Source organism: Ornithinibacillus gellani, assembly GCF_003730295.1.
Lineage (GTDB): Bacteria > Bacillota > Bacilli > Bacillales > Amphibacillaceae > Ornithinibacillus_A > Ornithinibacillus_A gellani.
In genome coordinates this window covers 42,005-54,214 of sequence record NZ_QTSZ01000041.1, presented here as the reverse complement: position 1 = coordinate 54,214, position 12,210 = coordinate 42,005, and the positions used below count along the sequence as shown (strand labels likewise).

General features: G+C 41.9%; 13 protein-coding genes. All 13 read left to right on the top strand.

The features are described from left to right. The first annotated feature begins 20 nt into the window (after positions 1-20). Genes DX933_RS12585 through DX933_RS12525 form a run of 13 tightly spaced genes read left to right on the top strand, consistent with a single transcriptional unit; the run spans position 21 to position 12,202 of the window. Positions 21-1,091: an EpsG family protein gene (locus tag DX933_RS12585; protein WP_123316794.1), complete on the top strand. Its 1,071-nt coding sequence runs from the start codon at positions 21-23 to the stop codon at positions 1,089-1,091. Between the two features lie 11 nt (positions 1,092-1,102). Then, complete coding sequence (galE, locus tag DX933_RS12580) at positions 1,103-2,173, top strand: UDP-glucose 4-epimerase GalE (RefSeq protein WP_123316793.1); 1,071 nt, start codon at positions 1,103-1,105, stop codon at positions 2,171-2,173. Between the two features lie 23 nt (positions 2,174-2,196). Beyond that, a complete protein-coding gene (locus tag DX933_RS12575) occupies positions 2,197-2,811 on the top strand; it encodes a sugar transferase (protein WP_123316792.1) in 615 nt (204 codons plus the stop codon). Continuing rightward, positions 2,808-3,455, top strand: a complete 648-nt coding sequence (locus tag DX933_RS12570) for an acetyltransferase (RefSeq protein WP_123316791.1) — start codon at positions 2,808-2,810, stop codon at positions 3,453-3,455. Before DX933_RS12575 ends, DX933_RS12570 begins: the two co-directional genes overlap by 4 nt. A gap of 18 nt (positions 3,456-3,473) precedes the next feature. Further along, entirely contained in the window at positions 3,474-4,673 is a 1,200-nt protein-coding gene (locus DX933_RS12565) for an aminotransferase class I/II-fold pyridoxal phosphate-dependent enzyme (protein WP_123316790.1), read from the top strand. Next, positions 4,673-5,023 (top strand): helix-turn-helix domain-containing protein, encoded by a 351-nt coding sequence (locus tag DX933_RS12560; RefSeq protein ID WP_123316789.1) that lies wholly within the window; start codon positions 4,673-4,675, stop codon positions 5,021-5,023. The genes DX933_RS12565 and DX933_RS12560 overlap by 1 nt, the downstream gene beginning before the upstream one ends. Before the next feature lie 13 nt (positions 5,024-5,036). Next, on the top strand, positions 5,037-6,191 hold the full coding sequence (locus DX933_RS12555) for a glycosyltransferase family 1 protein (protein WP_190279515.1): 1,155 nt from the start codon (positions 5,037-5,039) through the stop codon (positions 6,189-6,191). Continuing rightward, on the top strand, positions 6,163-7,371 hold the full coding sequence (locus DX933_RS12550) for a glycosyltransferase (RefSeq protein ID WP_123316787.1): 1,209 nt from the start codon (positions 6,163-6,165) through the stop codon (positions 7,369-7,371). Before DX933_RS12555 ends, DX933_RS12550 begins: the two co-directional genes overlap by 29 nt. Beyond that, the gene (locus DX933_RS12545) at positions 7,352-8,377 is read left to right on the top strand and encodes a glycosyltransferase family 2 protein (protein WP_123316786.1); all 1,026 of its coding nucleotides are present in this window, start codon (positions 7,352-7,354) and stop codon (positions 8,375-8,377) included. Before DX933_RS12550 ends, DX933_RS12545 begins: the two co-directional genes overlap by 20 nt. Positions 8,378-8,401: 24 nt before the next feature. Next, a complete protein-coding gene (locus DX933_RS12540; protein WP_123316785.1) occupies positions 8,402-9,565 on the top strand; it encodes a CDP-glycerol glycerophosphotransferase family protein in 1,164 nt (387 codons plus the stop codon). Next, positions 9,552-9,968 (top strand): adenylyltransferase/cytidyltransferase family protein, encoded by a 417-nt coding sequence (locus tag DX933_RS12535; RefSeq protein ID WP_123316784.1) that lies wholly within the window; start codon positions 9,552-9,554, stop codon positions 9,966-9,968. The genes DX933_RS12540 and DX933_RS12535 overlap by 14 nt, the downstream gene beginning before the upstream one ends. A gap of 11 nt (positions 9,969-9,979) precedes the next feature. Next, the gene (locus DX933_RS12530; protein ID WP_190279513.1) at positions 9,980-10,975 is read left to right on the top strand and encodes a glycosyltransferase; all 996 of its coding nucleotides are present in this window, start codon (positions 9,980-9,982) and stop codon (positions 10,973-10,975) included. A gap of 36 nt (positions 10,976-11,011) precedes the next feature. After that, a complete protein-coding gene (locus DX933_RS12525) occupies positions 11,012-12,202 on the top strand; it encodes a glycosyltransferase (RefSeq protein WP_123316782.1) in 1,191 nt (396 codons plus the stop codon). Positions 12,203-12,210: the final 8 nt, after the last annotated feature.

The following is a 12,210-nucleotide window of genomic DNA, read 5'->3' as shown; positions in this document are numbered from 1 at the left end:
GTATGGAAAGGGATAATGATATGAGCCTATTATGGATGAATCTTCTTATCGTATTTAGCTTTGCGTTTCTGTCGAGATGGATTGCGAGACCTACACCATTAGGTGCAGCCGTACCTATTCGACCGAATAAACTATTCGTATTTGGCTCATTGGCATCCTTGGTGACGGTCTCGGGCTTACGTGCCAATATTGGTGATACGTATTTTTACAAGCATGCATATGAATCTAATGATTTTACATTGGAATATATCCTATCGGAAAAAGATATTGGATTTGGTTTCTTGCAAATGGTGCTGAAGCAATTTTCAGACGATCCGCAGCTTATGCTATTTGTCACTGCGCTGGTTACAAATCTACTAATAGTTATCGTGTTTTATTATTACTCCAGAATGATAGAGATTAGTCTCTGTGTCTATATTACTGGTGGGCTGTTTCTTGTATCGATGAATGGGATACGACAAGTATTGGCTGCAGCAATTGCATTTACGGCCATCCGTTTTTTGATTCAAGGCCGGTTTTTTCCATTTGCATGCATTGTGTTGCTGGCATCGTTATTTCATCAAACGGCATTGATATTGCTTGTGCTTTATTTCGTCGTACGTTTTCCGGCCTGGTCACGTGTTTCGATTGGTTTATTGGTATTATCCGTTTTTATTGTAATTGGATTTGATTATTTTTCCGCGCTGCTTTTTTCAGCAATCGAGGATACACAATATGGGCATTATAAGGATTTTCAGGAAGGCGGTGCAAGTGTTTTACGTGCTGTTGTGTCTGCCATTCCCCTCATCATTGCCTATCTTGGCAGGGAAAAATTGAAGGAAATATTTGAGGACAGTGATTATATCGTAAACATGGCTTTACTTGGTTTCGTGTTTATGGTGATCTCTACACAAAATTGGATATTTGCCAGGTTTTCTATTTATTTTGAGCTGTATCAGTTAATTTTAATAGCCTGGGTTGTCAAGCTGTTTCATAAACGGGATGAACGGGTCATTTATTATGGCATTCTCGTTTGTTATGCGGCTTATTTTTATTTTGAATCAGTCATTAGCTTACAAATTCAATACCGCAGTGATTTTCTATCATTTTAGGGGGTGGTCATTTGGCAATACTTGTAACAGGTGGTGCAGGATATATTGGTAGTCATACGTGTATCGAGCTGCTGCAGAAGGGTCATGACATTGTTGTGATTGATAATTTTTCCAATAGCAAGCAAGAGGCATTGCGCCGGGTATCCCGTATTACTGGAAAAACCTTTCCGATTTATGCTGTTGATCTATTGCAAAAACGTGATATTCAAAAGGTATTCGCAGCTCATCCTATTGATGCTGTCGTTCATTTTGCAGGGTTAAAAGCAGTAGGTGAATCGGCGTTATTCCCATTGCGATATTTTCAAAACAATGTCACAGGTACGGTTAATTTATGTCATGTCATGATGGAATTCAATGTGAAACGGCTCGTGTTCAGTTCCTCTGCCACTGTATATGGCGCAACCGGACAGATGCCGTTACGTGAAGATGCAGCTGTACACGCCATTAATCCTTATGGTCGAACGAAGCTGATGATCGAGGAGATATTGGCAGATGTATATGCGGCAAATCCAGATTGGAGCATTGTGCTTCTTCGTTATTTTAATCCAATTGGTGCCCATGAAAGCGGGGAAATTGGCGAAGATCCAAATGGTGTCCCAAATAATCTACTGCCTTATATGGCACAGGTGGCAATTGGTAATCGGCAGCAGCTATCCATCTATGGTGGGGATTATGAAACAAAGGATGGCACGGGTGTGCGAGATTACATTCATGTCGTTGATCTTGCAACTGGACATTTAAAAGCGTTGGAAAGGACTGTTCACATACCTGGCGTGCATACGTATAACTTAGGGACTGGAAATGGCTATAGTGTGCTTGAAATGGTCGCGGCCTTTGAAGGTGCATCAGGTAGATCAATTCCGTATATAATTACGAATCGAAGGCCTGGGGATGCTGCTGTCTGCTATGCCGATCCTAGAAAGGCTAAGCAAGAACTGGGCTGGCAGGCAATGAGAGGTGTAGAGCGGATGTGTATGGATACGTGGCGCTGGCAGGTTAAGAATCCGCATGGATATGAACGTAGTAGGATTTCTGCCAAGCATCTATCACATCCGTTATCGGAACTGTCCCTGCAAAAATAATCAACAGGTGACAGGATGGAGGAATGATATTGGTGAAACGGTTCCTAGATATGGTTGGTTCCCTTTTTTTGCTCATCCTAACCTTCCCGTTATTATTGGCTGCTGCCGGTTTGATTCGGTGGAAGATGGGCGCCCCCATTTTATATCGACAAATACGACCAGGTTTAAATGGAAAACCTTTTACGCTGTATAAGCTACGTACAATGACTGAATTATCCAATCAGCATGGGCATGTCTTGGATGACCATCAGCGCTTAACCGCACTTGGTAAGCTGTTACGTAAATGCAGTCTGGATGAGCTGCCACAGCTTGTTAATGTGTTGAAAGGAGAGATGAGCCTCGTTGGACCACGCCCACTTTTGCTGGAATATTTACCACTTTACACGGAAGCACAAGCAAAAAGGCATACGGTAAAGCCGGGGATAACTGGTTGGGCCCAGGTAAATGGGAGGAATGCCATAAGCTGGGAAGAGAAATTTGAGCATGATATTTGGTATGTCGAGCATGCGAGTATGTGGGTGGATTGTCGGATTCTTATGCTTACCTTAGTAAAGGTTGTGAAGCGGGAAGGAATTAGTGGGGAAGGCATGACAACCATGCAAAAATTTAAAGGTACAAGGGGTGGTGAAATGGGATGAGAATCATCATGTTAGGAGATGGTGGTCATAGCAAAGTCATTCAAAGTATGATTTCCCGATTACCGGACTACCGTATGATCGCTATTCTTGATGATAAATATGAATCAATTTTCACAGATGCGTATATTTTATACGGCCCAATCGAAACATTAAAAACAATTATAGATGAAGAGTGCCGGCTTGTATTAGCGATTGGCGATAACCAAACGAGAAAGCAAATCGCAGAAGCACTCGGTTTACCTTTGAAGCAATATGCTACCATTATTGACCCGTCCGCTGTGATTAGCAAAAGCTGCCTCATTGGTCATGGCACGGTTATCATGCCAAATACCGTCATGAATGCCAATGCAGCAGTTGGTAATCATTGCATTATCAATTCAGGTGCTGTCGTCGAGCATGATAGTGCAGTGGCTCATTTTTCTCATATTTCGCCTAATGCAACTTTGACTGGCAATGTCACGATCGGAGAAGGCGTACAGGTAGGGGCTGGAGCGACGATTATACCAGGAGTGGAGGTTGGAAAGTGGTCCATCATTGGTGCTGGATCCACACTTATCCGATCGCTTCCTTCCTATTGCAAGGCAGTAGGCAGTCCGGCAAAAATTATCGAGGAATCGATGAAACGAAGGATAGAAATTGTATAGAGGGAAGGTGGCCAAAGCATGGGGGAACAGAAGAAAATATATTTATCTCCTCCACATTTAAGCGGACAGGAAGCAGCCTATATGGAAGAGGCGATTCGATCCAATTGGATTGCGCCAGTTGGGCCAGATGTGGATGCGTTTGAAGAGGAAACAAAAGCGCTAGTGGGTGTAAAAGGGGCGGTTGCAGTTAGCTCTGGAACGGCAGCTATTCATCTGGCTTTATCCCTTCTGAATATCAAGCCAAATGATACGGTGTTTTGTTCGACATTAACATTTGTTGCAAGTGCCAATCCTATTTTATATCTGGGGGCAACACCTGTATTTATCGATTCAGAGCCGGAAACATGGAATATGTCTCCATTGGCCCTTCGTCGGGCGCTAAATGAAGCTTCCTTAAAAGGGAAGTTGCCTAAAGCAGTTATCGTCGTTCACTTATTTGGGCAAAGTGCCAAGATGGATGAAATTCGACTTATCTGTAACTATTACGATATCCCGGTAATTGAAGATGCAGCGGAATCGATGGGCTCCACGTATAAAGGGAAGGCGAGTGGAACGTTAGGTGACTTCGGTATCTATTCATTTAATGGCAATAAAATCATTACGACATCTGGTGGAGGTATGCTCGTTTCCGATGACGAAAAAGCAATCGAAAAAGCCCGGTTTCTAGCAACGCAAGCCAAAGAACCGGCTCCATATTATCAGCATAAAGTAGCGGGTTATAATTATCGCATGAGCAATCTTCTTGCAGCATTTGGCAGGGCACAGTTAAAGGTATTACATGATCGGGTCCAAGCAAGAAGGCGGATTTTCGATCGATATTGCCAAACACTAATTGATTTGCCGGGTCTATCCTTTATGCCGGAAATGGCCAAAACAAAATCCAATCGATGGCTAACGGCATTAACGATCAAGGAAAAATTGGCTGGCTTATCTTCCTGGCAACTGCTGGAGATATTACAGCAAGAAGGAATTGAGGCAAGGCTTGTTTGGAAGCCATTGCATTTGCAACCGCTATTTAACGAGATGGCTTACTATCCGCATGATGATGAGGATCAGCATGTTGCTGCACAACTATTTCAAACAGGGATATGTTTACCTTCTGGTTCCAGTTTGACAACAGAACAACAGGATCGAGTCATCGCTGTAATTCGCAGTGCATTTCATCATGTTAACCAGAAACGTTACTTCATTTTAGGAAAGCCTGGGGTATACGAATAATGATTGGAAAAAACATTTATCGCATTCGTCGTGAGAAAGGTATCACATTGTCGGCAGTGGCGGAGCAAGCGAATATTTCTAAATCATATCTTAGCAATTTGGAGCGCGGATTAAACCAAAATCCATCCATCTATATTATGAAAAAAGTTTCCCAAGCGTTAGATGTTGATTTACAAGAAATACTTGGTGATCGTTCGAAGCTACCGGAATCAGAGTGGCTAAATTTTGTCAATGAGCTGAAACAATCAGGGGTTAAGAAGGAACAGCTTCCTGCATATAAAAAGGTAATAGAATTTGTCAAATGGCAACAAGAAAACGAGCATCGGCAGAAACAAAAAAATGGCATATAAAGGAATGGAGTACATGAATGTGCAAAGACCAGCACGCATTCTCCATGTCGTAGGAGCAATGAATCGTGGTGGAACGGAAACGATGTTGATGAATGTCTATCGTGGCTTACGGCGAGAGAAAGTTCAGTTTGATTTCGTCTCATACAGTCATGAAGAAGCCCATTACGATGCTGAGATTAAAGCCCTTGGTGGACGCATCATACGCTTGAGAAAAACGATGTCCATAAAGGAACTCATCTGGGCAATCAAGACAAATGGACCTTATGAAGCAGTGCATGCCCATACACTCTTTCACTGTGGAATCGCCTCTTTAGCTGCATTTATGTGCCGGGTTCCAGTCCGTATTTCACATGCCCATACAACGGCGGATGAACAGGCTGGTAAGGTACGAAAAATCTATGGAAAGATAATGAGAAGCTTTATCCGGATATTTTCTACCAATCTGCTAGCCTGCAGTAATCAAGCTGGCAGTTATTTATTTGGAACAAGCAGGCTGGTGAAGCAAAAGTATAAGCATTTTCCAAATGTAATTGATTGTGCTCGATTTACGGAAGCAGATCTCGTGAAAACAGTGGAATTTCAGGCTGAAATGGGGTTAACCGATCATTTTGTCATTGGCCATATTGGTCGATTTATCGCCGCGAAGAATCATCTATTTTTGCTGGCCATTTTACAGGAGCTCATTCAGAAATGTCCTACAGTGAAGCTTTTGCTGGTTGGGGATGGCGATTTACGGGCTGAAATAGAGGCGTATGCTGCTCACCAAGGTCTTACGGATTATATTGCTTTTGCTGGCATTCAAAACGATGTTGCAAATGCTTTACATAGTATGGATATATTTGTGTTTCCATCTATTTATGAAGGACTCGGTCTCGTGCTGTTAGAGGCACAAGCGAGTGGAAAGCTATGTTTGGTATCAGAGGCTATTCAGCCGGAAGCAGATGTTGGTTTAGGGTTGATAGATAGCTTGCCACTTGATTCAGGTGCGGCGAAATGGGCGGAAAGGATACTGGCGCTTAAGCCGAGCGACCACCTATCCAAAGAAAATATTACCCAAGCATTTGAGGAACGGAAGCTAACGATTTCCAACGGAGTAGCCACCTTACAGCAGCTATATCATGTGCAAGGAGGGACGGAAAATGAAACGGACGCTCATTGCCTCATTTGATATGGAGGTAGGCGGTGTGGAGCGTAGTTTAATCAGTATGCTGCAGCATTTGGATACGCAATTACATGAGGTAGATGTCATGCTCTACAGCCACAGTGGAGACTTTCTAAGTCAGCTTCCGGAAACAGTCTCCTTACTGGATGAATTGCTTCACTACAAGACCTTTCGTATGTCCATACCCTCCGTATTTAAATCTGGTTTATTTCATTTAGGATTGACACGCTTAGCAGCGAAGTATCGCGCGTCGCGTGGGAAAACTGCAGAACAAGGGTATCGGCAAATGCAATATATGTGGAAATATGCCCTGCCATTTTTACCGAAACTGGAACAAAAATATGATCTGGCGATTAGTTATTTATGGCCGCATTATATGGTTGCAGAAAAAGTGGAGGCAAAACTAAAAATTGCCTGGATACATACCGATTATTCAACGGTAGACACAGATATTGCCTTGGATTTGGCGATGTGGAAAAAATACGATTATATCATGGCAGTTTCCAAAGCTTGTCGCCAAGCATTTTTGCAAAAGTACCCCAGCTTGGACCACAAAGTAAGGGTAATGGAAAACATCTCCTCCCCGCATTTGGTGCGACAACAGGCCATGGAGCCCTTGGATGAAAGAATGCAGCGAGATAAACGCTTCAAGCTGGTTACAGTTGCAAGGCTTTCTTATGCGAAGGGGATAGACGTAGCCGTAGAGGCGATGCGATTATTAGTGGATGAGGGATATGACATCTCCTGGTATGTCATCGGCTATGGTGGTGAAGAAGCCAAATTAAAGGAATTGATCGCAGAACGAAAGCTGGAAAATCACTTCTTTTTGCTTGGGAAAAAGTTAAACCCCTATCCTTATATGCAGGCAGCCGACATTTATGTACAGCCGTCGAGATATGAGGGGAAGGCGGTCACAGTGGTCGAGGCGCAGCAATTAGGAAGACCGGTTATTATTACCGATTATCCGACTGCATCCAGTCAAGTGCGCGATGGTCAGGACGGGATGATTTGCCAGTCTAATCCAGCAGGTATTGCAGCGGGCGTTCGTTTACTTTATCATCACCGCTATTTAATGGAAGAGCTGGAGAGATGCTGCCAACAAACCAATTATGATAATAGCCATGAAATGGAGACTTTGTATGATCTATATAGAGAGGAGGCTGTCTATGCAACAGGGGACAGTTAGTGTAGTCGTTCCTGTCTATAAAGTGGAGGCTTATCTATCTCGTTGCGTTGACAGCATAAGGAATCAAACCTATCCATCTCTACAAATCATTTTAGTGAATGATGGCTCCCCAGATCGATGTGGGGAAATCTGTGAGGACTATCGTCAACAGGATCCACGTATTGAGGTGATTCATAAGGAGAATGGCGGTCTGTCTGATGCGCGCAATTACGGAATGGCAGCAGTAAAAGGAGAATATACATTATTTGTGGATAGTGATGATTGGCTGGCCCCCGACCTCATTGAGGCTTTGGTGCAAGTGAGCCAGAAGCAAGCGGCAGATGTGGTGCAGGCCAATTTTTATTATGCCTATGATCATCAGCTTATTCCTGCTTATCAGACAAAGGAAAAAGAAACGATACTTGGTCATGATAAGGTTATGGGTGCTCTCGTTGCCAATGAATTGGTGAAAAATTTTGCTTGGGGAAAGCTTTATCGAACAAAGCTGATTCGCGATATTCCATTTAAAGTTGGTGTGCTGTTTGAGGATATATTTTGGCAGCACCAGGTCATGCAAAAGGTTCACTGCTATGTGATGGTTCATCGTCCTATGATTTATTATTATCAGCGAGAGGATAGCATTGTTGCCTCCTACTCTATTCGCAACCTTGACATGATTCAAGGATTAAAGGAAAGACATCAATTTTTAGAAACATATTATCCGAAATTAGTGCCGGCATCCTATGTTCAATTATTGAAGGCGCATTTCATTCACTATCAGCTGCTGCTGCGCCATCATCGCAAGGATCCAAGGGGGTTATGTCGTAAGCAGCTTATCGCTTATATCCGCTCTCATGATCAGGAGTTGGAAGAAGCAGTAGCTGCCGATTCAACACTTCATCGTCAGCTAAGGCTGTTTAAATGGCATCCACTATTTTTTTTAAGTTATGTAGCAATCCAAAAAGGTATTCGTACGGTAACGAATTGGACAGATCGCAATCAACAGGAACGTTCACACACAACATAATCGGAATGGAGGGACGACGGACAGGTGAAGCAATTGATATATCGGCTATTCAGCACCCTTTTTCATTGGTTGCCCATCAAACAGAATAAAATCATTTTATTTAGCTATTACGGTAGTCAATACGGCTGTAATCCAAAGTATATTACGGAATATATGGTTCATCATGCAAGTAATCCATTTGATATCGTATGGGCCTTCCATGACCCAGAGCACAAGAAAACGCCAGCTGGCATTCGTAAAGTAAAAACGATGTCCTGGCGTTATTTTTATGAACTGGCAACTGCAAAGGTGATCATCACGAACTATCGAATGACAACCGGCTTTCGAAAACGAAAAGGGCAGTATTATATTCAAACATGGCATAGCTCGCTCCGATTGAAGAGGGTGGAGATGGATGCGCTGGAATCATTGCACCCGGCCTATATCAAACAAGCAAAGCAAGATGCAGCAGCATGTGATTTATTATTGTCTGGCTGTACCTTCAGCACGCAGATTTTTCAGCGTGCTTTTTGGTATGCGGGTGAGATTGCTTCGTTTGGGACACCGAGAAATGATTTACTGTTACGGCCAGACCCGGGAAAACGACATGATATTCTTCAGCAGCTTGGTATACCGAAGCACCATCAGATTGCGCTTTATGCACCGACTTTTCGCAAAGGGAACAGCTTGACAGCGTATCAGTTGGATTATCAGGAGCTGCGACAAGCTTTAGAGAAGAAATTTGGTGGTTCCTGGACGGTTGTAACACGTTTTCATCCCCATCTGATTCCGCAAATTTCAAAGCTTGTAAAGACAAGGGAAACGACAGATGCCACAACGTATGATGACATTCAGGAACTATTATTTGCAAGTGATGTACTGGTGACGGATTATTCATCACTTATGTTTGATTTTGTCTTGACGAAACGGCCTTGCTTCTTATATATGTCGGATTTGCAGCAATATGTGCAACACGATCGTGCGCTTTACTTTAAGCTATCAGAACTGCCTTTTCCACAGGCGTGGGATCATACCATGCTGAGGCAGCAGATTCAAATGTTCCAGTATACATCCTATCAAAGAAAAATTGCTGCCTTTCAGAATCGAATTGGCTCCTTTGAATCGGGGAGCGCAAGTGAACAGCTCGTTCATCATATTGAAGCAGTATGTTATGGGCAGAAAAGGAGTGGTAGACGTGAAGCGATATAAAGTTGGTTATACTACAGGTGTATTTGATTTATTCCATGTTGGCCATCTCAATATTTTGCGGCGGGCGAAGGAACAATGTGATTATTTAATTGTCGGAGTAAGTACAGATGAGCTTGTTCGCAGCTATAAAAATAAGCAGCCAGTTATACCATTTGAAGAACGGCTGGAAATTGTTGCAGGAATTAAATACGTTGATCATGTAGTTGCCCAGCAAACACGTGATAAATTTGCAGCATGGGAACAATACCGTTTCGATGCGATGTTTGTAGGTGATGATTGGAAAGGAGATGCGCTGTTCCAGAAAATGGAGCAACAATTCAAAGTCGTTCAGGTAGATATCGTTTATTTTCCATATACAAAAGGTGTGTCCTCTACATTGGTCAAGGAGAAGATGAAGGTATGAGGGGGAGAGGCATGCAACCCGTAGTTAGTGTTATTGTTCCGGTTTATAACGGAGAGCAATATTTATCTAAATGCATTGAAAGCATTATTTCACAGACATTCTCAGACTTAGAAGTGATTATTGTCAATGATGGGTCGACGGATAAAAGTGGAAAGATTGCCGATTACTATGCATCAAAGGACGACCGCATTAAAGTAATTCATAAAGAATTCGGTGGAGTTAGTTCTGCTAGAAATATGGGTTTGGGTGTTGCCAAAGGTGAGTACATCGGTTTTGTCGACGGAGACGATTATATCGATAGGCATATGTATGAAACTTTATATCAACTATGTAATGATTATCAGAGTGAGATAGCAATTTGTAATCTGGGAAGAGAAATTGATAATAGACTATTGAACAATGAAAAGGAGACTACAACGGTCCTTGAAATGAATCGAAAAACAGCTTTAAATGAGCTATTTAAAGGGGAACTTTATCGGTTTTCATTATGTAATAAGCTATTTCATTATAAATGTTTTAAAAATATACAATTTCCATATGGTCGAATTCACGAAGATCTCTCTACCACATACAAGCTGTTTGCTAACGCGACTAAAATTACCTTCATTAACTATACGGGTTATATCTATGTTAAAAGGCCAAATAGTATCTTAACTACAAGGTATGATGTTCAACGTTTAGATGCTTTTAAAGGATGGCAGGAAATTATCAACTTTATGGTTTTAAATTATCCCCAATTATCAACCCAGGTTTATACTTGTTATTTTTATAATTGTGTAGATCACATTTTTTATATACTTCATCAAGTTGAGGATAAGAATCATAAACGCACCTATCTACACGCTATACGTTTATATATGAGGGAGCATTTTAAACAGATTCATAAAAAAACTGTACTGGAATTTCAATATAAATTGTTATTTATGATGTTCAAGTACAATATTAGCTTACTTATTTTTGTTGAAAAAATCCGTGCCAAGCAAAGATTACTTAATACAGAAGGATAGTAGAAAAGTGTAGCAGAATTTGGGGGTGCTGATATATTGAAAAAGAAGCTGTTATTTGTCATTGATTCTTTGGATACTGCAGGGGCGGAGAAAAGTTTGGTTACGCTATTAAATCTACTCGATTATTCTAAGTATGATGTCGACTTACAGCTGTTTGCCTATGGCTTTCCACTGGAGGAGCTTGTGCCCAAGGAAGTGACTATTCTGCCGCCGATTGCCTATACCATTTTTGCACAGCAGGGGCTGTTGCAAGCGAGTGTGGAATCGTTACGTCACAGGGATTTTCGTATGCTGCAATCTCGGGTGAAATATTCTCTGTCCATTCGTAAGGGAGCACCGAATAATCCACAAAAGGCAATACTGTTCTGGCAGCACGCAGGTGCTATTATTGAACAAAATCAGCTGGCTTATGATGTGGCCATAAGCTATGCCCAAGGGGTGCCCACCTATTATGTGGCGGAAAAAGTCAAAGCACAAAAAAAGTATGCGTGGGTGAATGTGAGCTATTCTTATCAAGCATCAGATCGACAATTTCAACAGCCGTTTTATGAACGTTTCACTAAAATTATCGCTGTCTCCGAGTCAACAAAGTCTATGCTAGCTTATGCTTTTCCGGATTTGACAGGTAAATTAGAGGTGATTCACGATATTAATAACCCGCAGTTTATTGAGCAAATGTCAAAGCTGGGCGTTGGTTTTGATGATGGATTTGATGGAATTCGAATATTAACCGTAGGGAGATTAGCTAATCAAAAGGGCTATGATATCGCAATTGATGCGTGTAGACGGTTGAAAGAACAAGGGATTCACTTTCGATGGTATGTGCTTGGGAAAGGACCATTAGAAGCAGAAATTAAGCAATGGATTAAGGCGTATGACCTGGAGAATCACTTTGTATTACTTGGGGTGAAAGCCAATCCATATCCTTATTTTCGGGATGCCACCTTTTATGTGCAAACATCACGATTTGAGGGATTTGGGCTGGCGATTGCCGAGGCAAGAATGCTAAATATTCCTGTTGTAACAACAAGATTTGATGCCGTTTTTAATCAAATGCGGAACGGAAAAAATGGTCTGGTCGTAGACATGAACGGAAAGGCCGTGAGCGATGGAATTATCCAACTGCTTCAGCAACCAGAATTGAAAAACCAAATTATGCATTATTTACATCAAGAAAAAAAGGGAAATATAGAAGAAATGAATAAATTTTATCAGCTGATTGGCTGAAGGTGATT

Bases quoted from the DNA above. Each gene is read 5' to 3' on its own strand.
- DX933_RS12585 (WP_123316794.1), top strand. From the start codon at position 21: ATGAGCCTATTATGGATGAATCTTCTTATCGTATTTAGCTTTGCGTTT.
- DX933_RS12575 (WP_123316792.1), top strand. From the start codon at position 2,197: ATGATATTGGTGAAACGGTTCCTAGATATGGTTGGTTCCCTTTTTTTG.
- DX933_RS12570 (WP_123316791.1), top strand. From the start codon at position 2,808: ATGAGAATCATCATGTTAGGAGATGGTGGTCATAGCAAAGTCATTCAA.
- DX933_RS12565 (WP_123316790.1), top strand. From the start codon at position 3,474: ATGGGGGAACAGAAGAAAATATATTTATCTCCTCCACATTTAAGCGGA.
- DX933_RS12560 (WP_123316789.1), top strand. From the start codon at position 4,673: ATGATTGGAAAAAACATTTATCGCATTCGTCGTGAGAAAGGTATCACA.
- DX933_RS12555 (WP_190279515.1), top strand. From the start codon at position 5,037: ATGAATGTGCAAAGACCAGCACGCATTCTCCATGTCGTAGGAGCAATG.
- DX933_RS12550 (WP_123316787.1), top strand. From the start codon at position 6,163: ATGAAACGGACGCTCATTGCCTCATTTGATATGGAGGTAGGCGGTGTG.
- DX933_RS12545 (WP_123316786.1), top strand. From the start codon at position 7,352: ATGCAACAGGGGACAGTTAGTGTAGTCGTTCCTGTCTATAAAGTGGAG.
- DX933_RS12530 (WP_190279513.1), top strand. From the start codon at position 9,980: ATGCAACCCGTAGTTAGTGTTATTGTTCCGGTTTATAACGGAGAGCAA.